Here is a 25,822-nt window from a genome sequence, read left to right as displayed (position 1 = left end):
ATCACCACATTGCGGCGAGCATCGGGATCGGCAGGTTGATGATGCCGTGAACCAGGAAGAGCAGCCAGGGATTTCGGTATCGGGACCACAGGTAGCCGAGGAAGATTCCGTAACCGCCGATGTGCACGAAGGCGCTGGCGAGATCGACGCCGAAACCGTTGCCGCCGTGGATCACCGCGTGCCAGGACGCGAAAACCAGTGAGGTGACGAGGATTGCGGGCCAGCGTCCGACACTGGCCTCCAGCCGGGTCTGTAACCAGACGCGGTAGAAGATCTCCTCCAGCATCGCATTCAGGACGAACACGGCCAGTACGGTGACCACGTCCGGTCGCGAGCCGGTGTAGTCATGGCCGAACAGCGTGAACAAGGCGAGGAAGGTGAGTACTGCGGGCATGGGGCGAAGCCATCGGCCGTGCGTGTCGACGCGATACCACTCGCGCCAGGCGGCCAACCGGAACAGCAGCGGAATGGCAAGCAGCAGAGTCAGTTTCAGGCCGAGAAACCAGCCGTTGCCGCCGGGGGAGAGGGCGAAGGCGATCGTGAAGGTGACTGCGAGCGCGAAGAGCCACCAGCCCTGACGTGTTGTGCGCGGATCCGGTAGCAGTCCGTCGTCGCGTTGTTTCGGTGGCACCAGCCAGGCGACCGCGAGCCCGGCGAACACCGTCAGGCACTGCACCCACAGTGACAGCGTCTCGTCGTTATCGGCGGAAATGCGCAGTTCGGTGTGGCCGGTCCAAATCAGCGTCACCACCGCGGTGCCGAACACCAGAAGTCCTGCTGCCAGCAAGAAGCCGCCCACCCCACGAATTCGCATGCGTCTCACGATGCCATCGGTGATCAGCCGTTCGGCCGCGGTGGGCCCGATATCGGCTGAATGTCATACGAAAGGACGACGGGGAGATCAATCCTCGGCGAGGATGGCCTCGAATCGTTGGTCCGCACTGTCGAGTTGGTCGAGGATGTGCTGTTTGACGTCGTCGGCCAGCGGGGTGTCGGGGCGGGTGACGAGGTCGCGGTAGATGGCGGTGAGCGGGCGGTACTTGGTGGCGAGTTTGTGCATGGCCGGGCCGGTCGCGTACAGGATGCCGACGCCGTTGTCGGTGAAGTCGGACAGTTTGATGATCCTGGCCCACGGGGCGCGGTCGAGGTTGGCGGCGACGTGCTCGCGGTATTGCAGGTGCCGGTCGATCGACGGGTCCGGTTCGGGGTTGGTGACGGCCGCGACGAGTTCGGCGACGCGTTCGCCGAACCGATCTGCGAGTTCGGCCAAGGCGGCCGCGGTGGGCGGTCCCGGCCGGTCACCCGCCAGTTCCGCCGGATGATCCTCGACAGAATCGTGCAGCAGGCCCGCGACGACCAGATCGCCGTCTCGGATCTTGTAGTGGCTGATGATCCGGATCGCCACCCGCAGTAGATGATTGAGATACGGTTCGCGTCCGTAGCGGTCGTCGCGATGCAGTTCGGCGGCCAGGTCGAGCGCACCGGTGACCTGCTCGGTGTCCGGCAGCTCCGCGATTTCCAGCAGTAACCGTTCGCGCAGACCGGCTTCGCCGTAGACGTCACTGATCGTGTGCAGCGGCATCACGGCCAGGACTCCCGCCCCAGGATTGCTCATGCTGTCAATCTAACGGCGTCACGCGGTCCGCGTCGCATGGAAAATCCGTTGCCGCACCCTGCTCGGCCGTGGTGTCCTGAATACAACGGGTGCGGATCTCGTGTGTCGGTGCAGCTCTCGCCGGGCTGGGACCCGTGGGGTTGGTGATGCGGCGCGGAGGCGTCGATAAAGATCAGGGGGAACTGGTGCTGGTATCGGTCGACTTGGGCGCTGGCACCAGTTCCCCATGATCATTCGTCCAGATCCCAGTCGACGCAGCGCCGCACCCCTCGGTGCTGTTGCGGCGCTGCGTCGTTGGGCATGGCGGTGGTCGTGTGGTTATTCGGGCTGGGGGATCAGGGTGTTCTGCCGGGCTGCGGTCCACCAGCGGCCGTTTTCCTTGACCAGGACGTACAGCGCGATCATTGCGTGATCGATGTCGATGAGTTCGCCGTCGGGTGTCGTGGCACGCGCGACTTTGTGGGCGAAGGCGACGTCGGGGCGCAGGAAGGTGATGTCGGTGACTTCGTAGCGGACGTACTCGTTCTTCAGGAAGCCCGCGAGTCCGCGGCGATTCGCTTCCAGGAGCGCGTCTCGACCTGTCATCAGTGCGCCGACCGCGTTGACGACTGCGGCGTTCGCGGTGAAGTCGGCGGTCATCAGTTCGGCGTCGTTGGTGTTGTATGCGGTCTCGACGTTGCCGATGATCTGCTTGATGGCCGCGATATCGGCGGTGTGGTCGACGGTCGTGTCTCCGGCCACTGGCGGCTCAAAAGTCGTTGCGCTCATGGCGTTCAGCTTCCAACCTCAACAATGATTCAGGTCAAGCCCGGCTGATATCGCATAGCTCACAGGCCGGGTTCAGCGGACGCCGCGTGGGCGGAATTGGATGCTGATCCGCGGGCCGGTCGGCTTCCTGGACTTCGGCACGGCGTGCTCCCAGGTGCGCTGGCAGGAGCCGCCCATCACCAGTAGATCGCCGTGGCCCACCTGGTATCGAATGCTCTCGCCGCCGCCGCGTGGCCGCAGCAACAAGGCTCGCGGCGCACCGATGGACACGATCGCGACCATGGTGTCCTGTGTCGCGCCGCGTCCGAAGTTGTCTCCGTGCCAGGCGACGCTGTCTTGTCCGTCGCGGTAGTAGCAGAGTCCGGCCGTGCGGAAGGACTCGCCGAGTTCGTGCCGGTAGTGCTCGCTCAAGGCATCTCGGGCGTCGGCCAAAGCCGGATCGGGGAGGGGCTCGTGCTCCTCGTAGAACTTCAGCAGGCGCGGCACATCGACCACGCGGTCGTACATCGGCCGCCGCTCGGCCTTCCACGGCACATCGTCGACCAGTCGATCGAACAGCGCGTCGGCGCCGGTCAACCAGCCGGGCAGCACATCCACCCAGGCCCCGTGATCCAGCACCGTGCGTCGCGCGGCACGAAGCGACCCGAATTCGGTATCACCGAACCCGTCGAGCAGTGATCCCTGCAGCGGTGTCGACATGCCTGCGAATCTACCCGCAATCGAACGTATGTGCTAGCGACATTCGGACGTGACGGTCAATTCCTGGCGAGGATGTCCCGCGCGATATCCGCCGAGGCCGCGTAGCACTCGTCGTCACTGAGTGGCAGATCGCCCATCATCGCCGTGCTCCAGCTGATGGCCAGCAGTGCTTGTCGGGCATGGAACACGGCCCGCGGCGCGTGGTCGGGCTCGGTCATCAGATCGGCCAGCACCCGGAACTGATAGCGCAGGCTCACGCCGAAGCCGAGTTCCCGGAATGCGGGCTGGTTCTCGGCCATGAAGCGCACCATGTCCCGGCCGATGCCGTGCAGCAGCGCGCCGTATCGGTCGAGGATCTCTTGCGCGCGTTCGGGTCCCGTCGGTGCGGCCTCGGCCCATGCGACGATGTCGTCGATGCCGCGCCGCAGATCATCGGACAGGCTCGCGACGATGTCCTCTTTGGTGCGGAAGTGGTAGTACAGCGCGGCTTTGGTCACGTCGAGCCGCTCGGCGATCTCCCGCAGCGACGTCTTCTCGTACCCGCGCTCCGAGAACAACTCCATCGCCACCGCACGGATTCGTTCGCGCATGTCGCTGCGACGGCGATCCATGGTTCTCCTTTTGCTTGACGACCGGCTAGTTGGAGCCTAGCGTCACTGCCGTGCCCGAACTAGCTAGCCGGGCGGCAAGTAAATCTTCGAGAAGGGGAGTGGGGCGATGGTCGAAACGAGGCCGGAAGTGCCGATGGCGGGGGTCGCGATGACCGCGATCGGGGTCGCGGTGGTGCGGGTGCTGGAATCGGATCGGCCGGATCGGCTGTACGACGACCCACTGGCTCAGGTTTTCGTAGACGCCGCAAAGCGCGGTTTCGTCGAGACCGAGGACGGCGGCGAGCGGTGGGCGAAGCTGGAAGCGTTGGCCGACGTGTTCTACGAGGGCAGAACACTTTCCGTCAGGTTGGTCGACGACCAGGTGACCGAGGCGGTGGAACAGGGTTGCCGACAGGTCGTGGTGCTCGGCGCCGGATTGGACACGCGGGCATTCCGATTGGGCTTACCGCCCGACATTCGATTCTTCGAGCTCGATCTGCCGGAGCTCTTCGCGTTCAAGGAGCCGATCCTGACGAGTGTGCAGGCGGTGCCGACCTGCGATCGCCGTGTCGTCGGCATCGATCTGCGGGCGGACTGGGCAGAAGCACTGCGCGTGAACGGGTTTCGCCCCGATCTCCCGACGCACTGGGTCGACGAAGGTGTGCTCGGCTACTTGTCGCGCGCGGAGGCCTTACGCGTCGCCGAGACGCTGACCGAACTCTCCACTCCGGGAAGCCGTTTCGGCGTCGTCCGGTTCGCCGCCGACGAAAGACCGGCGCAATACAGCGATCTCCGGCGACTGGTCCGCGCCGACCCGGAGGGCGAACGTGAACTCCGCGGCCTAGGACCCGATGCGCAACAGTGGCTCGAAGCGCACGATTGGCACACCACCTTCCGAAGCTGGGCCGATCTCATCGCGCCGTTCGACCGGCCGAACGAGAACAGCACCGACGTCGGCTTCATCGTCGCCGTGCGCACCTGAGCCAGTAATCCACGTCACGTGCGGCTGAACCGCACTCCTCCCAGCCCGGCTCGTGGCCCGGCTCACACCGTGGAACACCTGGTGAAAGCCGGGTTGCGACCGCTGTTACGCTGCTAGCCGTAAGACATCCTTTAACGGACCGTCCGGTGAGGCGGGGAAGGAGGTCGGCATGGCCGTGCCCGAACGGGCCGCCAAGTCCGGCGCTGCCGAAACATCGCAGCGACACACCCCCGAGGGGGTGGAGGCGGGGCGGGAGCTGTTGTCGGCTTCCGATGTCAGTCGGACTATCGCGCGCATCGCGCATCAGATCATCGAGAAGACCGCGCTGGACGCGGGCGAGCCGGGCGCACCACGCGTCGTGCTCATCGGGATTCCCACCCGGGGCACCTCCCTGGCAGCGCGGCTCACGGACAAGATCGAGGAATTCTCCGGCGTCCGCCCGGCCCTCGGCTCGCTCGACATCACCCTCTACCGCGACGATCTGCGCACCCGGCCGCACCGGCCGCTCGAGCGCACCTCGGTCCCGGAAGGCGGCATCGAGGACGCGCTGGTCGTGCTGATCGACGACGTCCTCTTCTCCGGCCGCACCGTGCGCTCCGCACTGGACGGGCTGCGCGACCTCGGCCGCCCCCGCGCGGTCCAGCTGGCGGTGCTCATCGACCGCGGTCACCGCGAACTCCCGATTCGGGCCGACTACGTGGGCAAGAACGTGCCTACTTCGCGCTCCGAAGACATCTCGGTCCTGCTCACCGAACACGACGGCCGCGACGGCGTTTACCTGCGCCAGGAGGCTGAAGCATGAGCGAGCGTAGCGAGCGAATCAAAGACACAGCGGCTTTGTGCCGAACGACGGAGCCGAGCGTCAGCGAGGTGGAGTTGTGAGGCATCTGCTGACCGTCAGTGATTTGGATCGCGGCACCGCGACGGAGTTGCTGGACGAGGCCGAACGTTTCGAGCAGGCTCTGCTCGGCCGCGAAGTTCACAAGCTGCCGACCCTGCGCGGACGCACCGTGATGACGGTGTTCTACGAGAACTCCACCCGCACCAGGGTGTCCTTCGAGGTCGCGGGCAAGTGGATGAGCGCCGACGTGATCAACGTCAGCGCCAGCAGTTCCTCGGTCTCCAAGGGCGAATCGCTGCGCGACACCGCGCTCACCCTGCACGCCGCGGGCGCCGACGCGCTGATCGTCCGGCACCCGGCTTCCGGTGCGGCACACCAGATCGCGCGCTGGATGGACGCCTGGGCGCAGTCGGTCGGCCGCTCCGGCCCGGCCGTCATCAACGCGGGCGACGGCACCCACGAGCACCCCACCCAGGCGCTGCTCGACGCGCTGACCCTGCGCCAGCGGCTCGGCGATATCGAAGGCAAGCGGGTCGTCATCGTCGGCGACATCCTGCACAGTCGAGTGGCCCGGTCGAATGTGTTCCTGCTGAACACCCTCGGCGCCGAGGTGGTGCTGGTTGCCCCGCGCACCCTGCTGCCGGTCGGCGTCGACGCGTGGCCCGCCCGGATCGCACACGCGCTGGACGCCGAATTGCCCGGCGCCGACGCGGTTCTCATGCTGCGCGTGCAGGCCGAGCGGATGAACGGCGGCTTCTTCCCGTCGGCCCGCGAATACTCGATCAACTACGGACTGTCCGAACGCAGGCTCGCCCTGCTGGACGAACACGCGGCGGTGCTGCATCCCGGACCGATGCTGCGCGGCATGGAAATCGCCTCGCCGGTAGCCGATTCCGCGCAGTCCGCGATCTTGCAACAGGTGACGAACGGAGTACACATGCGCATGGCCGTCCTGTTCCGGCTGCTGGTCGGTACGCAGGAGGCGGTGGCATGACGGAACTGCTGATCAAGGGCGCCCGGATCTACGGCGAGGGCGAACCGGTCGACGTGCTGATCGCCGACGGCGTAATCCGGGAGATCGGCGCCGGTGTCAGCGCCGACGACGCGGAAGTCATTGCGGCGGAAGGCCAAATCCTGCTGCCCGGCTTCGTCGACCTGCACACGCACCTGCGTGAACCCGGCCGCGAAGACACCGAGACCATCGAATCCGGTTCCGCGGCAGCCGCATTGGGCGGCTACACGGCGGTGTTCGCGATGGCCAACACCAGCCCGGTCGCCGACTCGGTGGTCGTCACCGATCACGTGTGGCGCCGCGGCCAAGAGGTCGGCCTGGTCGACGTGTACCCGGTGGGTGCGGTCACCGTCGGCCTCGAAGGCAAGCAGCTCGCCGAAATGGGCACCATGGCCACCGGCGCTGCCGCGGTGCGGATGTTCTCCGACGACGGCCACTGCGTCTACGACCCGCTGATCATGCGCCGCGCACTGGAATACGCGAACACCCTCGGCGTGCTGATCGCTCAGCATGCGGAGGAGCCGCGGCTCACCAAGGGCGCGATCGCGCACGAGGGCCCGACGGCGGCCCGGCTCGGCCTGGCCGGGTGGCCGCGCGCCGCGGAGGAGTCCATCGTCGCCCGCGACGCACTGCTCGCCCGCGATGCCGGTGCGCGCGTGCACATCTGCCACGCGTCCACCGCGGGCACTGTGGAGCTGGTGAAATGGGCCAAGGCGCAAGGCATTTCGATCACCGCCGAGGTCACCCCGCACCACCTGCTGCTGGACGACTCGCGCCTGGAGACCTACGACGCGGTCAACAAGGTCAACCCGCCGCTGCGTGAGGCCTCCGACGCCGCCGCGCTGCGCCAGGCACTGGCCGACGGCATCATCGACTGCGTCGCCACCGACCACGCCCCGCACGCCGAACAGGACAAGTGCTGCGAGTTCGACGCGGCCCGCCCCGGCATGCTCGGCCTGGAGACCGCGCTGTCGATCATCGTGCAGACCATGGTCGAACCCGGCCTGCTCGACTGGCGCGGCGTCGCCAAGGTGATGAGCGAGCGGCCCGCCGAGATCGTCGGGCTCGACGAGCATGGCAGGCCGATCGAGGTCGGCGAGCCCGCGAACCTGACGCTGGTCGACCCCGACGCCAGTTGGACCGTGCGCGCGAAAGAGCTCGCCAGCATCTCGAACAACACACCGTTCGAGGACATGACGTTCCAGGCCCGAGTGACAACGACGTTGCTGAGGGGTCGGGTAACTGCCCGCGAGGGCAAGGCCGGTGGGTAACCCCGCGGTGCGAGCGACGGGCCCGGAGACGGTAGCGAAGCGTGACCACGCAGGGCCCCGGGAGCGCCGCCGATTGGACACAGGAGGTCCGTAAGTGGAAAGAACGCTGTGGGTAATCGGGCTTGCCGCGCTGTTCGCCCTGTGCATCTGGCTGATGTACCGGGGCTGGCAGAACCGGGCCGCGCGCCAAGAGGCCAGCATCGGTGAACTGCCCACCGTGCCCGCCGACCTCGGCGCACAGGTGCTCGAGCCGACCACCGGACTGTATCTCGGCAGCACCATGGCGCCCAGCTGGCAGGACCGGATCGCGGTGGGCGACTTGGGTTTCCGGGCCACGGCGGAACTCACGCGGTTCGAACGGGGAATTCTGCTCGAGCGCGACGGGGCGACGGTGATCTGGATCCCGCAGGAATCCATCACCGTGGTGCGCACCGAGCGGGGGCACGCGGGCAAGGTAATGACAGAAGATGGTGTGCTGGTAGTTCGCTGGAAGCTGCCCACCGGAACCGAGATAGATACCGGTTTCCGAGGTGACGACAAGTCGGTTTACCCGGCTTGGACGCGTGGCTTGCAAGCAGACACCAGTACGACGACGGGAGACGACGAGATATGACTGCAGTATCGCGCAGCGATTCCATGAGGGGCGGTGGTCGGGCGACGGGAGGGCCAGGACAAGACGCTGCTCTAGTGCTGGAGGACGGCCGGGTTTTCCGCGGCTCGGCCTACGGCGCCGTGGGCGAAACGCTCGGTGAGGCGGTGTTCTGCACCGCGATGACCGGCTACCAGGAGACCCTCACCGACCCCAGCTACCACCGCCAGATCGTGGTTGCCGCGGCACCGCAGATCGGCAACACCGGCTGGAACGACGAGGACGACGAGTCCGGCAAGATCTGGGTCGCCGGCTACGTGGTCCGCGACCCCGCCCGCCGCGCCTCCAACTGGCGCGCCACCGGCACGCTGCCCGAGGCGATGCAACGCCAGGACATCGTCGGCATCGCGGGCATCGACACCCGCGCCCTGGTGCGCCACCTGCGCACCCGCGGCTCGATGAAGGCGGGCATCTTCTCCGGCGCCGCCCTCGCCGACACCGACGAGCTGCTCGGCCGGGTCACCGGCCAGCCGTCCATGCTCGGCGCCGACCTGGCCGAAGAGGTGAGCACCGACTCGATCTACACCATCGAGCCGAACGGCGAGCCCCGCTTCACCGTGGTCGCCTTCGATCTCGGCATCAAAACCAACACCCCGCGCATGTTTGCCGAGCGTGGCATGCGGGTGCACGTGGTGCCGTCGAACACCTCGATCGACCAGATCCTCGAGCTGAACCCGAATGGTGTCTTCCTGTCCAACGGTCCCGGTGACCCGGCCACCCAGGACGGCGCGGTCGCGCTGACCAAGGGCGTGCTCGAGCGCGGCCTGCCGCTGTTCGGCATCTGCTTCGGCAACCAGATCCTCGGCCGCGCGCTCGGCCGTAAGACCTACAAGATGAAGTTCGGCCACCGCGGCATCAATGTCCCGGTGATCGAGCACGGCACCGGTCGCATCGCGATCACCGCGCAGAATCACGGCTTCGCGCTGGAAGGCGAGCAGGGCGAGCAGTTCGACACCCCGTTCGGCAAGGCCGAGGTCAGCCACGTCTGCGCCAACGACGGCACGGTCGAGGGCGTCCGCCTCATCGACGGCCGCGCGTTCTCCGTGCAGTACCACCCGGAGGCCGCCGCCGGACCCCACGACGCTGCTTATCTCTTCGACCGTTTCGCCGGTCTCATGGAAGGAGCCTGATGCCACGCCGCACCGATCTGAAGCACATCCTGGTGATCGGCTCTGGCCCGATCGTCATCGGGCAGGCCTGCGAGTTCGACTACTCCGGCACCCAGGCGTGCCGGGTGCTGCGGGCCGAGGGCCTGCGGGTTTCACTGGTGAACTCCAACCCGGCGACCATCATGACCGACCCCGAGTTCGCCGACGCGACCTACGTGGAGCCGATCACGGCGGAGTTCGTCGAGAAGGTCATCGCCAAGGAGCGCCCGGACGCTATCCTGGCCACCCTCGGCGGCCAGACCGCGCTGAACACCGCGGTCGCGCTGCACGAGAACGGGGTGCTGGAGAAGTACAACGTCGAGATGATCGGCGCCGACTTCGACGCCATCCAGCGCGGTGAGGACCGGCAGAAGTTCAAGGACATCGTCGCCAAGGTCGGCGGCGAAAGTGCCCGCTCCCGTGTCTGTTACACGATGGACGAGGTCCGCGACACCGTCACCGAGCTGGGTTTCCCTGTGGTGGTGCGGCCTTCGTTCACCATGGGCGGCCTCGGCTCCGGAATGGCCTACAACGACGAGGATCTCGACCGCATCGCCGGTGGCGGCCTGTCCGCCTCGCCGACCGCGAACGTGCTCATCGAGGAATCCATCCTGGGCTGGAAGGAATTCGAGCTCGAGCTGATGCGTGACCGCAGCGACAACGTGGTCATCGTCTGCTCGATCGAGAACGTCGACCCGATGGGCGTGCACACCGGCGACTCGATGACCGTCGCCCCGGCCATGACGCTCACCGACCGCGAGTACCAGAAGATGCGTGACCTGGGCATCGCGATCCTGCGCGAGGTCGGCGTCGACACCGGCGGCTGCAACATCCAGTTCGCGGTGGACCCCGCCGACGGTCGCCTGATCGTCATCGAGATGAACCCGCGCGTCTCGCGCTCGTCCGCATTGGCTTCCAAGGCAACGGGATTCCCGATCGCCAAGATCGCCGCCAAGCTGGCCATCGGCTACACCCTGGACGAGATCGTCAACGACATCACCAAGGAAACCCCGGCCTGCTTCGAGCCGACCCTGGACTACGTGGTCGTCAAGGCGCCGCGGTTCGCGTTCGAGAAGTTCCCGGGTGCCGACCCGACGCTGACCACCACGATGAAGTCGGTCGGCGAGGCAATGTCGTTGGGGCGCAACTTCGCCGAGGCACTCGGCAAGGTGCTGCGCTCGCTGGAGACGAAGGCCGCCGGTTTCTGGACCCTGGACGACGGCAAATGGACTGACGTCGAAGCGATCCTGGAAGACCTGCGCACCCCCATCGAGGGACGCATCTACCAGGTCGAGCGGGCACTGCGCCTGGGCGCGAGCATCGAAGACGTCGCTGCCGCTTCGGGAATCGACCCGTGGTTCGTCGCCGAGGTCGCCGGTCTGGTGGAGCTGCGCGCGGAGATCATGGACGCGCCCGTGCTCGACGAGACGCTGCTGCGCCGGTCCAAGCACTACGGCCTGTCCGACGGTCAGATCGCCGCACTGCGCCCGGAGTTGGCGGGGGAGACCGGTGTTCGCGCGCTGCGCCACCGGCTCAGCGTCCGCCCGGTCTTCAAGACGGTCGACACCTGCGCCGCCGAGTTCGAGGCCAAGACCCCGTACCACTACTCGACCTACGAGCTCGATCCCGCCGCGGAATCCGAAGTGGCGCCGCAGCGCGAGCGCGACAAGGTGATCATCCTCGGCTCCGGCCCGAACCGGATCGGCCAGGGCATCGAGTTCGACTACTCGTGTGTCCATGCGGCGCAGACCCTTTCGCAGGCCGGGTACGAGACGGTGATGGTCAACTGCAACCCGGAGACCGTCTCCACCGACTACGACACCGCCGACCGGCTCTACTTCGAGCCGCTCACCTTCGAGGACGTGCTCGAGGTGTTCCACGCGGAAAGCGAGTCGGGGCACGTGATCGGTGTCATCGTGCAGCTCGGCGGGCAGACCCCGCTCGGCCTGGCACAGCGACTCACCGATGCCGGTGTCCCGGTGGTCGGCACCAGCGCCGCCGCCATCGACTTGGCCGAGGACCGTGGCGAATTCGGTGACGTGCTCACCGCGGCCGGGCTGCCCGCGCCGAAGTACGGCACCGCGACCACCTTCGCGCAGGCCAAGAAGATCGCCGCGAGCATCGGCTACCCGGTGCTGGTCCGCCCGTCCTACGTGCTCGGCGGGCGCGGCATGGAGATCGTCTACGACGAGAGTTCCCTGGAGGGCTACATCTCTCGGGCCACCGAGCTCAGCCCGGAACACCCGGTGCTGGTCGACCGGTTCCTGGAAGACGCCATCGAGATCGACGTCGACGCGCTGTGCGACGGCGACGAGGTCTACCTCGGCGGTGTGATGGAACACATCGAAGAGGCGGGCATCCACTCCGGCGACTCCGCCTGCGCGCTGCCGCCGATCACGCTGGGCCGCAGCGATATCGAGGCGGTGCGTCGGTCGACCGTCGCGCTGGCCAAGGGCATCGGCGTCAAGGGCCTGCTCAACGTGCAGTACGCGCTCAAGGACGACGTGCTGTACGTGCTCGAGGCGAATCCGCGTGCCAGCCGGACGGTTCCGTTCGTCTCCAAGGCCACCGCGGTGCCGCTGGCCAAGGCGGCCGCGCGGATCATGCTCGGCGCCACCATCAACGACCTGCGCAAGGAAGGGATGCTGCCGGGTGAAGGCGACGGCGGGCACGTCCCGCTCGACGCACCGGTGGCCGTGAAGGAGGCCGTGCTGCCGTTCCACCGGTTCCGCAAGGCCGATGGCAGCGGCGTGGATTCGCTGCTCTCCCCGGAGATGAAGTCCACCGGCGAGGTGATGGGCATCGACGCCGACTTCGGCACCGCCTTCGCCAAGAGCCAGACCGCCGCCTACGGTTCGCTGCCCACCGAGGGCACCGTGTTCGTCTCGATCGCGAACCGGGACAAGCGCGCCATGGTCTTCCCGGTCAAGCGCCTGCACGACCTCGGGTTCCGCATCCTGGCCACCGAGGGCACCGCGGAGATGTTGCGCCGCAACGGCATTCCGTGCGAGCGGGTGCGCAAGCACTCGGACCCGGACACGGTGGACGCCAACGGGGACGCGCCGCAGCCGACGATCGTCGAGCAGATCAGGGACGGCGAGATCGACATGGTCTTCAACACCCCCTACGGCAACTCCGGTCCGCGCGTGGACGGTTACGAAATCCGCAGCGCCGCGGTCGGCGTGAACATCCCGTGCATCACCACCGTGCAGGGTGCGGCCGCCGCGGTGCAGGGCATCGAGGCGAGCATCAACGGCGGGATCGGGGTGCGTTCGCTGCAAGAGCTGCACTCGGTGCTGCGTGGGTGAGCCGGACGGAGTCGACGAGGTGAAGAGCTTCGGTGCTCGATTGCAGCACGCCATGGGGCATTTCGGCCCCGTGTGCGTGGGCATCGATCCGCATCCCGGCCTGCTGGAGTCGTGGGGTCTCACCGCCGACGCGGACGGGCTGGAGAAGTTCGCGGAGATCTGCGTCGAGGCCTTCGACGGCTGCGTCGCGCTGGTGAAGCCGCAGGTCGCGTTCTTCGAGACCTACGGCTCGGCCGGAATCGCGGTGCTGGAGCGCACGATCGAGGTGTTGCGGGCCTCGGGCACCCTGGTGCTCGCCGACGCCAAGCGCGGCGACATCGGCTCCACCATGGACGCCTACGCGCACGCCTGGCTCGGTGACGGGCCGCTCGGCTCGGACGCCGTGACGGTCTCGCCGTACCTCGGATTCGGCTCGCTGGCACCGGCTTTGGACCTGGCCGAGGCCAACCATCGTGGGGTGTTCGTGCTCGCGGCGACCTCGAATCCCGAAGGGGCGCAGGTGCAACGGGTCGTCGCGGGGGATGGGCGCACCATCGCCCAGACCATGGTCGACGAGGCTGCCGCGCGCAACGCGGGCGCGGAATTCGGGTCGGTCGGCGTGGTGATCGGCGCGACGTTGACCGAAGCGCCGGACCTCTCCCAGCTCAACGGGCCGATCCTGATGCCGGGTGTCGGAGCCCAGGGCGGGGGACCGGAAAACGTCCGTGACCTGGTGCCGGAGGCGATGCTGGCGGCCGCTGTGCCGACCGCCTCGCGGGAGGTCCTGCGTGACGGACCGACCGTGCCGGCGCTGCGCGCCAGACTGAGCGAGTTGCAAGAGACCTTCGCGTTTCTGCAGAAATAACCACCGAGACCGGCGCAATCGCGCCGGTCTCGGCTCGTTTCGGGCGCCGCGTGCGGTCATGTGCACGCGTGCATGTGGCCCGTAGCGGGCTCTGTGTGCCCTGCTACGCCTGTTTCCCGGCCTGACGGTGCTCCGTATGGGCTGCTGCGCTCGGATCGGCCCAGAAGCGCGATCTGATCAGTGCAGGTCGACAAACCCAGCGGTGCACCTCGACAATCGATCGGCGCCGGAGTCCGCCCGAAACGGTCGTTCGACCTGTCTGTGGCCCACGACACGCTGATAGACAACGCGACACGCGGGAATTTCCGAGAAACTTCCTGGTCGGGCAGTCATGGGTTTGCTGGCGACACATGTCACGTCATAGCAACCCTCCCGCTAACCTGTGTCAATCATGAAAACTCCCTGCTGAGGAGGCATTTCGCGATTTCGGCGGTACGATCTGCGCAGCGACAGAGGAGCAGTGCGGATCGTGCTGCTCTCGCGTCTACGGCATCCGGAATCATGCGCTGACCTGGGGGGTGGGTTCGCAATCTGCGGATGCCGTGGGTACGGTCGCTGAGACTGCCGGGTTACCGGCAGGAGTTGATGCAATGAACGATGAGACGGAGGAACCGTGGCCCTTCCCCAGCTGACTGACGAGCAGCGCGCCGCTGCTTTGGAGAAGGCGGCTGCCGCTCGCCGCGCTCGGGCGGAGCTCAAGGAGCGCCTGAAGCGAGGCGGCACCAACCTGAAGCAGGTCCTCACCGATGCCGAGTCCGATGAGATTCTCGGCAAGATGAAGGTGTCGGCGCTGCTGGAGGCTTTGCCGAAGGTGGGCAAGGTCAAGGCAGCGGAAATCATGAGTGAACTGGAGATCGCCCCCACCCGGCGTCTGCGCGGACTCGGCGATCGGCAGCGCAAGGCGCTGCTTGCCCGGTTCGACTTCGACGCCTGATAACGAGGGTGGTCGAACATACGCGGAAGGGTCGACTGGTAGTACTGGTCGGCCCCTCGGCCGTCGGAAAGTCGACCGTGGTCCGTTGTGTCCGCGAGCGACTGCCGCACCTGATCTTCAGTGTGTCGGCAACGACTCGGGCCCCTAGGCCCGGGGAGGTCGACGGTCTCGACTATCGATTCGTGTCCAGGGAAGAGTTCGACGCCATGATCACGGCGGGTGAACTACTCGAGTGGGCTGATATACACGGTGGTTTGCAACGTTCGGGCACCCCGGCCGCACCGGTACGGGCCGCCCTCGCAGAGGGTCTGCCCGTACTGGTCGAGGTCGATCTGGAAGGGGCGCGGTCGGTACGCAAGGCCATTCCCGAAGCGATTCTCGCCTTCCTCGCCCCGCCCAGCTGGGAAGAACTGGTATCCAGGCTCACCTCGCGTGGCACCGAATCACCGGAAGTGATCGAGCGCAGGCTGGAAACCGCCAGGACCGAATTGGCGGCCTGTGACGAGTTCGACATCGTCATCGTGAACGACGAGGTGACCAGTGCCTGTGAGCAGTTGGTATCGTTGTTCGTTAGCACAAATTCGAGTTCGTAAACCTTCCACGCGCAGGAGCCCCCCTAGTGAGCAGTGCAGACAGCAAAGTCGTTCCCGCATACGACACCCCGATCGGCCTCACCAACCCCCCGATCGATGAGCTGCTGGAGCGCACCTCGTCCAAGTACGCCCTGGTCATCTACGCAGCCAAGCGGGCGCGTCAGATCAACGACTACTACAACCAGCTCGGCGACGGCATCCTCGAGTACGTCGGCCCGCTGGTCGAGCCGGGCCTGCAGGAAAAGCCCCTCTCGGTCGCCATGCGCGAGATCCACTCCGACCTGCTCGAGCACACCGAAGGCGAGTAGCCGGACCGAGTGCTGTGAATACAACTAGGCCGGAGGCGTAGTGACCACACGGATCGTTGTCGGTGTCGGCGGAGGGATCGCCGCGTACAAGGCCTGCTCACTGGTCCGGCGGTTCACCGAGACCGGGCACAAGGTCAGGGTGATCCCCACCGAGTCGGCGTTGCAGTTCGTCGGCAAGGCAACCTTCGAGGCGCTCTCCGGGAACCCGGTGCACACCGACGTGTTCACCGACGTGCCCGAGGTGCCGCACGTTCGGCTGGGCCAGGAGGCGGACCTCGTGGTCATCGCCCCGGCGACCGCCGATCTGATGGCGCGCGCGGCCCAGGGCCGCGCCGACGACTTGCTCACCGCCACGTTGCTGACGGCCCGATGTCCGATCCTGTTCGCGCCCGCGATGCACACCGAGATGTGGGAGCATCCGGCGACCGTCGCCAATGTCGCGACGCTGCGCGCCCACGGCGCGATCGTGATGGAACCCGCGTCGGGCCGGCTCACCGGCACCGATACCGGTCCCGGCCGGTTGCCCGAGCCCGAAGAGATCTTCGGCCTGGCGACCCTGCTGCTCGAACGCACCGACGCCATCCCGCGCGACCTCGAAGGCCGCCGGGTGGTCATCACCGCGGGCGGCACCAGGGAACCGCTGGATCCGGTGCGTTTCCTCGGCAACCGCAGCTCCGGGAAGCAGGGTTATGCCCTGGCTCGGGTCGCGGCCCAGCGCGGCGCACACGTCACGTTGATCGCGGGCAACACGATCGAGATGGCCGCGCCCGCGGCTGTCGACCTGGTGCACATCACCACCGCCGAACAGCTCAAGACCGCCGTCGACAAGCATGCCGTCGGCGCGGACGCGGTGATCATGGCGGCGGCGGTGGCGGACTTCCGGCCCACCGATGTGGCCGCCGCCAAGATCAAGAAGGGCGCCGGGGAACCAGACGTCATCGCGCTGACCAAGACCACCGACATCCTCGCCGGTCTGGTGCAGGCGCGCCGCGACGGGCAGTTGACCGGCACCGCGATCGTCGGCTTCGCCGCCGAAACCGGTGACGAGCACGGCGATGTCCTCACCTACGCGCGGGCAAAGCTCGCGCGCAAGGGGTGCGACCTGCTGGTGGTCAACGCGGTCGGCGAGGGCAAGGCGTTCGAGGTCGACACCAACAACGGTTGGCTGCTCGGTGCGGACGGTACCGAACAGTCTCTCGATCATGGGTCGAAGGCGCTGCTCGCCAGCCGGGTGCTCGACGCGCTCGGGCCGCTCTTGCGCTGAAATCTGTTGTGAGACTGGGATAATGACCCAGTGATCAACCACCGGCCCCGTGGTGTCAACGAGACCTTTCGGACGAACTGTCTGAGATAGAGATCTCTTGGTCCACGGCATGTCAGTGGTTTGCCATAGTCTGGAACGAAGGGTTGCGCGGTAACGGCATCGCGTTACTGTCGCAAACCGAGACGAAATACCCGTTGAGGGAGAGGGAAGAACTGTGCGCACGTCCGGCAGCCGGCTATTCACCAGTGAGTCCGTGACCGAAGGTCACCCGGACAAGATCTGTGACGCCATCAGCGATTCCATTCTCGATGCGTTACTGACCGAGGACCCGCGCAGCCGGGTCGCGGTGGAGACCCTCGTGACGACCGGCCAGGTCCACGTCGCGGGCGAGGTCACCACCACGGCGTACGCCGACATTCCCCGCATCGTCCGGGAAAAGGTCTTGGAAATCGGATACGACTCGTCGGCAAAGGGTTTCGACGGAAACTCCTGCGGCGTGAACATCGCGATCGGTGCCCAGTCGCCCGATATCGCACAGGGTGTCGACACCTCGCACGAGGCGCGCGTCGGCGGGTCCGACGACGAGATCGAGAAGCAGGGCGCGGGCGACCAGGGCCTGATGTTCGGCTACGCGACCACCGACACCCCCGAGCTCATGCCGCTGCCGATCGCACTCGCGCACCGGCTCTCCCGCAGGCTCACCGAGGTACGCAAGTCCGGCGTGCTGCCGTACCTGCGGCCCGACGGCAAGACCCAGGTCACCATCGAATACGAGGGTGATCGCCCGGTTCGGCTCGACACGGTCGTCATCTCCACCCAGCACGCCGCCGACATCGACCTGGACAACCTGCTCGCGCCCGACATCAAGGAAAAGGTCGTCGACGCGGTGATCGCCGACCTCGAGCTGCCCTCGCTGGACACCTCGAACATCCGGCTGCTGGTCAACCCGACCGGCAAGTTCGTGCTCGGTGGGCCGATGGGCGACGCGGGCCTGACCGGCCGCAAGATCATCGTCGACACCTACGGCGGCATGGCTCGCCACGGTGGTGGCGCCTTCTCCGGCAAGGATCCGTCGAAGGTGGACCGCTCGGCCGCGTACGCCATGCGCTGGGTCGCCAAGAACGTCGTCGCGGCCGGCCTGTCCGACCGGGTCGAGGTCCAGGTGGCCTACGCCATCGGCAAGTCCGCGCCGGTCGGCCTTTTCGTGGAGACCTTCGGCACCGAGAAGGTCGACCCGGCCCGCATCTCGGCCGCCATCGCCGAGGTCTTCGACCTGCGTCCCGGCGCGATCATCCGCGACCTGGACCTGCTGCGCCCGATCTACGCACCGACCGCCGCGTACGGCCACTTCGGCCGCACCGACGTCGACCTGCCCTGGGAGCACACGGACCGCGCGGACAAGCTCCGTGCCGCAGTCGGCCTGTAGGGAGGAGGCGGTGTGGATGTGTCGACCTGCCCTGGGAGGCTGCATCCGATGCGCGCGGACAAGCTCCGTGCCGCAGTCGGCCTGTAGGCCTAGCCACACCGAGTGAACAAACCCGCGGCGGACACCCCCGCCACACCGGGGGTCCCGCCCGCGGGCCCCGCAGCCGTGGAGCACCCGATCGCTCGGGTGCTCCCGCTGCTGTCTCCGGCCCACCTGGACCGCGACTTCGACTACCTGGTCCCGCCCGAGCTGGACGCCATCGCCCAGCCGGGCGTCCGCGTGCGCGTCCGTTTCGCAGGCCGCCTGGTCGACGGGTACCTGCTGGAGCGCCGCACCCACAGCGACCACAGCGGCAAGCTGGTGAAACTCGAGAAGGTCGTCTCCGGCGAACGCGTCCTGACACCCGAGATCGTGAAACTGGCTACCGCAGTAGCCGCCCGCTACGCAGGCACCCGCGCCGACGTCCTCCGCCTGGCCATCCCGCCGCGGCATGCGCGCACGGAGACCGGTGGGGTGAAGAAGAAGTCGGCGGATTCCGATGCGGAGCAAGAGGATTCGACGGATACGTCGGATGCGCCGAGTCCGGCTCGGCGGCAGCGGGGTGCTGCGGCGAAGGCCCCGCTCCGGGTCAACCCTGTGTCAGAGGCGACGGACCTTGCCGATTCCGCTGGTGCAGAAGCTGATTCGGTCGATCGCGCTACGGCGGTCGATGAGGGTTCTGCTGCGTCCGACGCTGCTGGCCCCGATGGGACTCGCGATAACCCGGACGCGTCGTCAGAGGTGGAGAGCGCAGACAAGTCGGTCCAGCCGTCCGACGTGACGCTCGCGAACGCCGATTCCACTGGAGCTGAATCCGATTCGGCGATCGATTCGAGTTCCCCCACCGCCGCTCCGGACGCCGCAGGTTCCACCGGGACACAACGTGTCCGGTCCATGCCGTCAGGCCTTAATGCGCCAATGCAGTCGGCGAAGTCGCCGGAATCAGCGTCTTCACCCGCTGATTCCGCTGAGACCGAAGCTGATTCGGCGGTCGAAGGCAGGCCCGCAGCGGGTTCGACGCCGAATGCTTCCGATTCCGTAATGACGCAAGATGGCACGTCCGCGTCGGACGTGGACAGCGCCGCCCCATCGGAACAGTTGCCCGACGGGGGACCATCGAATGCGGATCCTGTTGGCATCGAGTCTGATTCGACGCGTGATCGCGCCATCCATGAGAGTTCCGCCACACCTGCGCCTAGTTCCGTAGCGGCACAAGAGGATCTGCCCGCATCGTCGGGCGCGTCGAGCTCCGCGGTGCGACCTCCGGAATCGAAGTCCTCGAATGGCGAGGGGACTGAATCCGATTCGGCGGCCGCTGGCTCGGCGGAAGACGCGAGCGAGACGTCCGATGCGAGCCAAGTAGCGGACCTGGGGGGCGGCGGTGAGCCGGTGTCGGCGGGGGAGTCGGCTAGTTCCGCAGCGGCGCAAGGGGTTCGGCCTGCATCGTCGGGTGCGTCGCGTGCCACGGGGCGGCTGTCGGAATCGGGGTCCCCGAATGGTGAAGCGGCTGAGGCCGATTCGGTGGTCGTTGACTCAGCGACAGCTGCGGGTGAGATGGCGGCTGCGGGGCAGGCGGCAGGCGCGCCGGATGAGGGTGGCGAGCCCGGCTCGGCGGCGGTCGCGAGTCAGACGGCGGACGCGGGGGATGGAAGTGGCGAGCGTGGCTCGGTGGTGGCGGACGCGCTCAAGATCACGGGCACTGGAGATGGCGGTCGCGAGCCTGGCTCTGCGGCGATCGTGAGTCAGGCGGCGGACGCGGGGGATGGAAGTGGCGAGCGTGGCTCGGCGGCGGACGCGATGAAGGCCAGGGGCATAGGGGATGGCGGTCGCGGGCCTGCGTCGGAGGAGGACGCGCGGGATGACGGTGTAGAACCGGCGCCGGAAGTCGAAGAGGACCGGCAGGTTGCCGATCTCGTCGGCCAGGGGCCGTGGGGGCGGTATATCCATGGTTCGGCGTTTCTGACGGCGCTGGCGGGAGGGAAGGGGCCGCGGGCGGCGTGGCAGGCGTTGCCGGGGGAGGACTGGCCGTTGCGGTTGGCGGAGTTGGCGGCGGCGGTGGTCGAGGAGGGGCGTAGCGCGATCTTGATGGTGCCGGATCAGCGGGATTTGGATCGGGTGTTGGCGGAATGTACTCGGCTGATGGGGGATTCGGCGGTCGGGTTGTCGGCGGGGCTCGGTCCGGCGGCGCGGTATCGGCGGTGGCTTGCGGTGTTGCGGGGGACGGCGCGGGTGGTGGTCGGGACGCGTAGTGCGGTGTTCGCACCGGCGAAAGACCTTGGGCTGATCGCGATTTGGGACGACGGGGACGACACCTACGCGGAGCCGCGCTCGCCTTATCCGCATGCGCGGGAGGTGGCGATGCTGCGGTCGCACGAGACGGGCGCCGCGTTCGTCGCGGCCGGTTTCGCGCGGACCGCGGAGGTTCAGACCATCGTCGAGTCCGGTTGGGCGCACGACCTGGTCGCCGACCGGATGGTGGTGCGCGATGCGGCGCCGCGAATCAGCGTGCCCGGCGATACCGATCTGGCGATGGAGCGGGACCCGGTCGCGCGGGCGGTCCGGATTCCCGGTGTGGCGTACGCGGCCGCGCGGGCGGCGCTGAAGGAGGGCGCCGGGGTGTTGGTGCAGGTGCCGCGGCGCGGGTACGTCCCGTCGCTGGCCTGTGCGAAATGCCGGACCCCCGCCAGGTGCAGGCACTGCAACGGACCCCTCGCGCTGCCGGATGGTCGTGCGCGGCACAGTGATTCGCAGGGCGATGCCGCGCACAGCCCGAACTGTCGCTGGTGCGGCATCACCGATGCGGCGTTCCGCTGCTCGTCCTGCGGTTCGCGAGCGCTGCGCGCCGTGGTGATCGGCGCGACCCGCACCGCGGAGGAACTCGGCCGCGCGTTCCCCGGCGTGCCGATTCGCGGCTCCGGCGGCGGCGCGATGCTCGACACGGTGGAACCCGGCCCGCAGGTGGTCGTCGCCACCGTCGGCGCCGAACCGGTACTGCCCGGTGGCTACGGAGTTGCTCTGCTCCTCGACAGCTGGGCCCTGCTCAGTCGCGCCGACCTGCGCGCCTCCGAAGACGCACTGCGCCGCTGGATGACCGCCGCGACCCTGGTGCGTTCGCGCGGCCAGGTCATCGTGATGGCCGACCCCGGCATCCCCACCGTGCAGGCGCTGGTCCGCTGGGACCCGGTCGGTCACGCCAGGGTCGAGGCCGCGGCCCGCGCCGAGGTCGGCTTCCCGCCCGCCGTGCGGATGGCCGCGGTCGACGGCACCTCCGACTCCATCGCCGAATTGCTCGCCGCCACAGACCTTCCCGCCGACGTCGAAGTACTGGGCCCGGTGCCCCTGCCGATCGGTGCCCGCAAACCGTTCTCCTCCGGCGACGACCCGGCCGAAGTAGAACGAATCCTGCTACGCGTCGACCGCAAGTCCGGCGCAGCCCTGGCCCGCGCCCTCACCGCCGCCCAAGCCATCCGCAGCACCCACCGCTCCGACGCACCCTTGCGCGTCCAAATCGACCCGGTCGACATCGGCTGATCCCGGTCTCGACCCCTATAGCCGATCCGACAGCTCGATTTCGAGCCGCTGTCTACCGAAGGTGGACTCAGCCTGCGAGCTGCTGGATCGCCCGGTCGCCGGTACGTGGGGACTTCGGGTCGCAAGGACGTGGGGCCTGCAGCGTGTCACCCGGCGAGTTAGCCAGCAGTTGGCGAGCGCACACCTCACCTCGTGATTGAGTGGATGGATGACGACAGCCTTGCTCCGCCGCACCCTCGCGACCGCGTGCCTTGTGGCAGTCGCGCTCGGTCTGGCGTCCTGCTCGGACGACGATTCCAAGACGCCGAAGTCGACGCTGAAGTTGACGGTCACTCCGGCGGCTCCGGGTGCGACCCCGACGACCGTCACTCTCACCTGCGAGCCGACTGGCGGCGATCATGCCAATGCCGAAGCGGCCTGCGCCGCGTTGGCGGCGGTGGGCGGTGACTTCGACAAGCTCACCGGGGATCCCAACGCGGTCTGCACCCAGGTCTTCGAGCCGGTCGACGCCTCGGTGACCGGCACGTGGCAGGGCAAGCAGGTCGACTGGCGGAAGGTCTTCGGCAACAAGTGCGAACTGAGCGCTCGCACAACCCCCGTCTTCTAGTCCTGAGCGGGAACGCGCAGCGCTTCGATCTCGCGCTCGACCGCGGCGAGTAGCTCGACCGGGCAACCCCAGTAGTCGTAGATGCCGCCGCGGTCTCGGTTGCTTCCGCAGACCACGAACACCCCGGTGTCGAGCGCGCGTTTGAGGTGGCCCGCCAGCCAGCCGACGAAGCCGCTGTTGTCCAACCCGGCGGGGAAGTGGAACGAGAAGAGTCCGAACTTCTCCACCTCGGCACCATCGGCCTCGGCGAACGGGACGAGCGCGCTCCAACTCTCCGCATCGCGCACCACGGCCAGGGTGCGCGGCGTCAACTGCGGCGGCTCGGCCAGCGGGGTTTCCCGGAAACACCACACGCCCGCGTGCACGTCGAGCTCGGCGACCGCGATGACTCGCCGAAGTCGTTGAGCCGTCTGGGTTTCGGTCTCGATGCTGATATCCACCACCCGGCGACGGTAGCAATCGGCCGCGAAACAAATTCTTTAACTGGCCGATCAGTTAATGATAAGATCGGCGCATGGCCCGCACCGTAGATCCGAATCGTGTCGCCGAACGTCGTCGCGCCATCACCTTCGCGGCCGCCGAACAGTTCGCCACCTACGGCTACGAACGCACCACGGCCACCCAGATCGCCCGCGCCGCCGGCCTGAGTTCGGGCAGCGTCTTCTACTACTTCAAGGACAAGGCCGCCGTCTTCCGCTCGATCTTCGAGCTGTCGATTCCCGAACACACCGAGCTCGTCGCCCGTCACATAGACCGAACCGATTGCCTCGGCGCGATTCTCGACATCGTCGACGGACTGGCAAGCGAGGCATTGGATCCGGCGGCACCCGGGCTGATGTTCGAACTACTGCGCCGCCTCGGCCAGGACGATGAACTGGCGAAGGTCGTGCTGGAGGACGCGCGACTGAGCGCCGAAGCCCTTGCCGCGCTGCTCGATCGGGGCATCCGCACCGGGCAACTCGACCCGGGCTTCGAGCCGATGGAAACGGCGCGCTGGATCCTCGCCGTCGTCGACGGCGCCTTCCTCAACGCAGACCCGGCCAACCCGTACGACCCGCGCCCGCTGGTGCGCGCGACAGTCTCTCGGCTGCTGCGGCCGATCGAAACGGAGAACAGATGACAACCACCTCCGCGCCCACTGTGCTGCGCTTTTCCACGATATGGGCCTGGCTGTTCGCGGTAGGCGGGCTCGCCATCGGCTGCGGCATCGGTTTCGCCGCACACCCTCTCGGCCATTGGTTAACCGACACTTTCGACGGGACTCCCGGTCCGCTCAAGGTTGCGTTGAAAGTGCCGACGGTGTGGCTAGTGCTGGTTCTCATGCTGATCGGAGTTGTTGCGGGCGTGGTGCTTTACCAGATCGCCCGCACCGAAAGCCTCACCCTCACCATCGCCGACGACCATGTCGAGCTGGTCAAGGACGGCCGCGCGCAGCACGTGCCGCGCAAACACGTGGCCGCCGTGTTCCGCGAGGACACCGACCTGGTGCTCACCGATCGCAACAAACGCCGACTCGCCCGCTTCGGCGCAAACGACCTGAACCGCAACGACATCGAGAACGCCTTCCAGAATCACGGCTATCCCTGGCTGGACCAGAACGACCCGTTCGGCGCGGACTACGTCCGCTGGGTCGAGGGCCGACCCGAAACCGGGAAGGCCATCGACACGGTCCTGCGGGCCCGTCGGCACGCGCTCGCCGACGAGAAGCCCCTCGATGTCGAAGAACTCGACGAGCAACTGCTCGAACTCGGCATCGATGTCCGGGATCGCCAGGGCGAGCAGCACATTCGAGTCTTCGACCTGCCGGGGTAACGACGTTCAGGCGAACACGGCCCGATTGCGTTGTGCCCATTCGGCATAACTCACGGGCACCCGGCCGAGCACCCGCTGCACATCCGGGCTGATCTCCTGCTCGGCGACTGTCGGTTCACCGAGAATCGACAGCGTGTGCTCGACCACCGGCTCGGGCATGAACTGCGACATCCCGGTAAACGCCTGCGCCCGAGTCAATTCCACGAACCGCACCGGCGCTTCGAGTGCCACCCCGATCGCCTCGGCTTGATCCCGCGGCGTGCTCAGCGCAGGTCCGGTGAGCGTGTAGATCTGACCGTCATGCCCATCCTCGGACAACGCAGTGGCCGCGACCGCCGCGATATCGGCCGGATCGATGGACGGCAAACCGATCGCACCGAAGGGCGCCGCGACCGTCCGCTCGGCCCGCACGGATTCCGCCCACGCATACGTATTGGCGTAGAAACCTGCGGGCCGCAGGATCGTCCATGCCAACCCGGACCGCTGGATCGCCTCCTCGAAGGCGATCAGCCGCGCATAACCATCGGCATCCGCCCTGGTGGCCACGCCCTGCGAGGACACGAACACCACCCGGCGAACACCTCCCGCCTTGGCGACCTCCAACACCCGCTCCGGATCCGGACCACTCACCAGCTGTTCGCCGGTGATCAGCAGAAACAAAGCGTCAGCACCAGCGACGGCAGGGGCGAGGCTGTCCGGATCGGCCAGGTCGGCGACCACTGAACGCACACCCTCCGGCAGCGCGACATCCCTACTGCCACGCGAGACCGCAGTGACCTCCTGGCCCGCCTCGGTCAGGTTCCGCACGAGGTGTGCGCCGATGTTTCCGGTTGCTCCGGTAACCACGATCATCTTGTTCAACTCCATTTAGTTAGTTGGCTGACTTAAACGAACATAGACGACGAACTCCCAGCTTGTCTATAGTGAGTTGGGTGACTAACTCAGCAGGCTCGGATCGCCCGAAAGGTGGTAAACGCGAGCGACTCGGCGCCGCCGCGGCCCGCGTGTTCCACGAGCAAGGGGTCGAGAAGACCACCATCGCCGACATCGCGCACGCCGCCGACGTGCCGGTCGGCAACGTCTACTACTACTTCAAAACCAAGGATCAGCTGGTCCGCGCCGCGATCGGGTCGCACGAACAGGCGCTGAACGGCCTGATCGCGATGCTCGAACCGCTGCCCACGCCGCAGGACCGGCTCAAAGCGCTGATCGGCGGCTGGGTCGACGAACGCGAAACGGCCGCGCGATTCGGCTGCCCGTCGGGCACCCTCGCCACCGAACTCGACAAGCGCGCCGACGGCCTGGACCAGGAACTCGCCGCCGTCATGCGGCAGCTGGTCGACTGGGTCGAAGGGCAGTTCGCGGCCATGGGTCGCGCCGACGCGGGGGGGCTGGCCGTCGCGCTGATCGCCGCCTACCAGGGAATCTCGTTGCTCACCAACACCTTCCGCGACCCCGAGTTGATGGTGACGGAGGGGGACCGGCTGGCGCGCTGGATCGACTCGCTCGCGTCCTGAGTCATGGAATTCTCAAACGAACTCTTGCGTTCGATGCATTGACGATATATCGTCGATAATATGA

25 protein-coding genes are annotated in these 25,822 nt (G+C 67.3%); 18 read left to right on the top strand and 7 right to left on the bottom strand.

What is annotated here, in order from left to right; genetic code table 11:
- Position 1: 1 nt before the first annotated feature.
- The 5 genes from ACQPW1_RS33475 to ACQPW1_RS33455 form a co-directional block, all read right to left on the bottom strand.
- The gene (locus ACQPW1_RS33475) at positions 2-814 is read right to left on the bottom strand and encodes a lysostaphin resistance A-like protein (protein ID WP_433655958.1); all 813 of its coding nucleotides are present in this window, start codon (positions 812-814) and stop codon (positions 2-4) included.
- Positions 815-901: 87 nt separating this feature from the next.
- On the bottom strand, positions 902-1,615 hold the full coding sequence (locus ACQPW1_RS33470) for an HD domain-containing protein (RefSeq protein WP_433655956.1): 714 nt from the start codon (positions 1,613-1,615) through the stop codon (positions 902-904).
- A 318-nt stretch (positions 1,616-1,933) separates the two neighbouring features.
- Positions 1,934-2,383 (bottom strand): SgcJ/EcaC family oxidoreductase, encoded by a 450-nt coding sequence (locus ACQPW1_RS33465; protein WP_433655954.1) that lies wholly within the window; start codon positions 2,381-2,383, stop codon positions 1,934-1,936.
- A 72-nt stretch (positions 2,384-2,455) separates the two neighbouring features.
- Complete coding sequence (locus ACQPW1_RS33460) at positions 2,456-3,082, bottom strand: alpha-ketoglutarate-dependent dioxygenase AlkB (protein ID WP_433655952.1); 627 nt, start codon at positions 3,080-3,082, stop codon at positions 2,456-2,458.
- Between the two features lie 56 nt (positions 3,083-3,138).
- A complete protein-coding gene (locus ACQPW1_RS33455; protein WP_433655951.1) occupies positions 3,139-3,693 on the bottom strand; it encodes a TetR/AcrR family transcriptional regulator in 555 nt (184 codons plus the stop codon).
- Positions 3,694-3,799: 106 nt separating this feature from the next.
- Here ACQPW1_RS33455 and ACQPW1_RS33450 point away from each other — a divergent pair, with 106 nt between their 5' ends.
- From ACQPW1_RS33450 to ACQPW1_RS33380, 15 genes are all read left to right on the top strand, one after another.
- On the top strand, positions 3,800-4,654 hold the full coding sequence (locus ACQPW1_RS33450) for an SAM-dependent methyltransferase (RefSeq protein ID WP_433655949.1): 855 nt from the start codon (positions 3,800-3,802) through the stop codon (positions 4,652-4,654).
- A 169-nt stretch (positions 4,655-4,823) separates the two neighbouring features.
- The gene (gene pyrR / locus ACQPW1_RS33445) at positions 4,824-5,456 is read left to right on the top strand and encodes a bifunctional pyr operon transcriptional regulator/uracil phosphoribosyltransferase PyrR (protein ID WP_379287518.1); all 633 of its coding nucleotides are present in this window, start codon (positions 4,824-4,826) and stop codon (positions 5,454-5,456) included.
- A gap of 76 nt (positions 5,457-5,532) precedes the next feature.
- On the top strand, positions 5,533-6,489 hold the full coding sequence (locus ACQPW1_RS33440; protein WP_433655946.1) for an aspartate carbamoyltransferase catalytic subunit: 957 nt from the start codon (positions 5,533-5,535) through the stop codon (positions 6,487-6,489).
- Positions 6,486-7,778, top strand: a complete 1,293-nt coding sequence (locus tag ACQPW1_RS33435) for a dihydroorotase (protein WP_433655944.1) — start codon at positions 6,486-6,488, stop codon at positions 7,776-7,778. The genes ACQPW1_RS33440 and ACQPW1_RS33435 overlap by 4 nt, the downstream gene beginning before the upstream one ends.
- Positions 7,779-7,872: 94 nt before the next feature.
- Entirely contained in the window at positions 7,873-8,391 is a 519-nt protein-coding gene (locus ACQPW1_RS33430; RefSeq protein WP_433655942.1) for a transporter, read from the top strand.
- A 23-nt stretch (positions 8,392-8,414) separates the two neighbouring features.
- Entirely contained in the window at positions 8,415-9,557 is a 1,143-nt protein-coding gene (gene carA, locus ACQPW1_RS33425) for a glutamine-hydrolyzing carbamoyl-phosphate synthase small subunit (RefSeq protein ID WP_433655940.1), read from the top strand.
- On the top strand, positions 9,557-12,883 hold the full coding sequence (carB, locus tag ACQPW1_RS33420) for a carbamoyl-phosphate synthase large subunit (protein ID WP_433655938.1): 3,327 nt from the start codon (positions 9,557-9,559) through the stop codon (positions 12,881-12,883). Before carA ends, carB begins: the two co-directional genes overlap by 1 nt.
- 19 nt (positions 12,884-12,902) lie before the next feature.
- On the top strand, positions 12,903-13,727 hold the full coding sequence (pyrF, locus tag ACQPW1_RS33415) for an orotidine-5'-phosphate decarboxylase (protein ID WP_433665403.1): 825 nt from the start codon (positions 12,903-12,905) through the stop codon (positions 13,725-13,727).
- Positions 13,728-14,340: 613 nt separating this feature from the next.
- Complete coding sequence (gene mihF / locus ACQPW1_RS33410; RefSeq protein ID WP_014986450.1) at positions 14,341-14,661, top strand: integration host factor, actinobacterial type; 321 nt, start codon at positions 14,341-14,343, stop codon at positions 14,659-14,661.
- Between the two features lie 8 nt (positions 14,662-14,669).
- Complete coding sequence (gene gmk / locus ACQPW1_RS33405; RefSeq protein WP_433655935.1) at positions 14,670-15,254, top strand: guanylate kinase; 585 nt, start codon at positions 14,670-14,672, stop codon at positions 15,252-15,254.
- 26 nt (positions 15,255-15,280) lie between these two features.
- Positions 15,281-15,562: a DNA-directed RNA polymerase subunit omega gene (gene rpoZ / locus ACQPW1_RS33400; RefSeq protein WP_364731645.1), complete on the top strand. Its 282-nt coding sequence runs from the start codon at positions 15,281-15,283 to the stop codon at positions 15,560-15,562.
- Positions 15,563-15,602: 40 nt separating this feature from the next.
- Positions 15,603-16,826: a bifunctional phosphopantothenoylcysteine decarboxylase/phosphopantothenate--cysteine ligase CoaBC gene (coaBC, locus tag ACQPW1_RS33395; protein WP_433655932.1), complete on the top strand. Its 1,224-nt coding sequence runs from the start codon at positions 15,603-15,605 to the stop codon at positions 16,824-16,826.
- A 214-nt stretch (positions 16,827-17,040) separates the two neighbouring features.
- Positions 17,041-18,252 (top strand): methionine adenosyltransferase, encoded by a 1,212-nt coding sequence (gene metK, locus ACQPW1_RS33390; protein WP_379287534.1) that lies wholly within the window; start codon positions 17,041-17,043, stop codon positions 18,250-18,252.
- A 165-nt stretch (positions 18,253-18,417) separates the two neighbouring features.
- Positions 18,418-21,822, top strand: a complete 3,405-nt coding sequence (locus ACQPW1_RS33385; protein ID WP_433665402.1) for a hypothetical protein — start codon at positions 18,418-18,420, stop codon at positions 21,820-21,822.
- A 208-nt stretch (positions 21,823-22,030) separates the two neighbouring features.
- Positions 22,031-22,429: an SSI family serine proteinase inhibitor gene (locus ACQPW1_RS33380; protein WP_433655930.1), complete on the top strand. Its 399-nt coding sequence runs from the start codon at positions 22,031-22,033 to the stop codon at positions 22,427-22,429.
- Here the strand turns inward: ACQPW1_RS33380 and ACQPW1_RS33375 are convergent.
- Positions 22,426-22,872, bottom strand: a complete 447-nt coding sequence (locus ACQPW1_RS33375) for a DUF6196 family protein (RefSeq protein WP_433655928.1) — start codon at positions 22,870-22,872, stop codon at positions 22,426-22,428. The genes ACQPW1_RS33380 and ACQPW1_RS33375 overlap by 4 nt on opposite strands.
- Positions 22,873-22,943: 71 nt before the next feature.
- Here ACQPW1_RS33375 and ACQPW1_RS33370 point away from each other — a divergent pair, with 71 nt between their 5' ends.
- Positions 22,944-23,549 carry a TetR/AcrR family transcriptional regulator gene (locus ACQPW1_RS33370; protein ID WP_433655926.1) on the top strand — a complete coding sequence of 202 codons (606 nt, stop codon included), beginning with the start codon at positions 22,944-22,946 and terminating at the stop codon, positions 23,547-23,549.
- Positions 23,546-24,241 carry a YqeB family protein gene (locus ACQPW1_RS33365; RefSeq protein WP_433655924.1) on the top strand — a complete coding sequence of 232 codons (696 nt, stop codon included), beginning with the start codon at positions 23,546-23,548 and terminating at the stop codon, positions 24,239-24,241. The genes ACQPW1_RS33370 and ACQPW1_RS33365 overlap by 4 nt, the downstream gene beginning before the upstream one ends.
- Positions 24,242-24,247: 6 nt before the next feature.
- Here ACQPW1_RS33365 and ACQPW1_RS33360 read toward each other — a convergent pair whose 3' ends face one another.
- A complete protein-coding gene (locus tag ACQPW1_RS33360) occupies positions 24,248-25,108 on the bottom strand; it encodes an SDR family oxidoreductase (RefSeq protein ID WP_433655922.1) in 861 nt (286 codons plus the stop codon).
- Positions 25,109-25,173: 65 nt separating this feature from the next.
- Here ACQPW1_RS33360 and ACQPW1_RS33355 point away from each other — a divergent pair, with 65 nt between their 5' ends.
- Complete coding sequence (locus ACQPW1_RS33355) at positions 25,174-25,758, top strand: TetR/AcrR family transcriptional regulator (protein ID WP_433655920.1); 585 nt, start codon at positions 25,174-25,176, stop codon at positions 25,756-25,758.
- The last annotated feature ends 64 nt before the right edge of the window (positions 25,759-25,822 follow it).

Source organism: Nocardia sp. CA-128927 (assembly GCF_050955855.1).
Lineage (GTDB): Bacteria > Actinomycetota > Actinomycetes > Mycobacteriales > Mycobacteriaceae > Nocardia.
The sequence above is the reverse complement of the archived record's forward strand: the minus strand, read 5'-3'. Positions and strand labels throughout refer to the sequence as shown.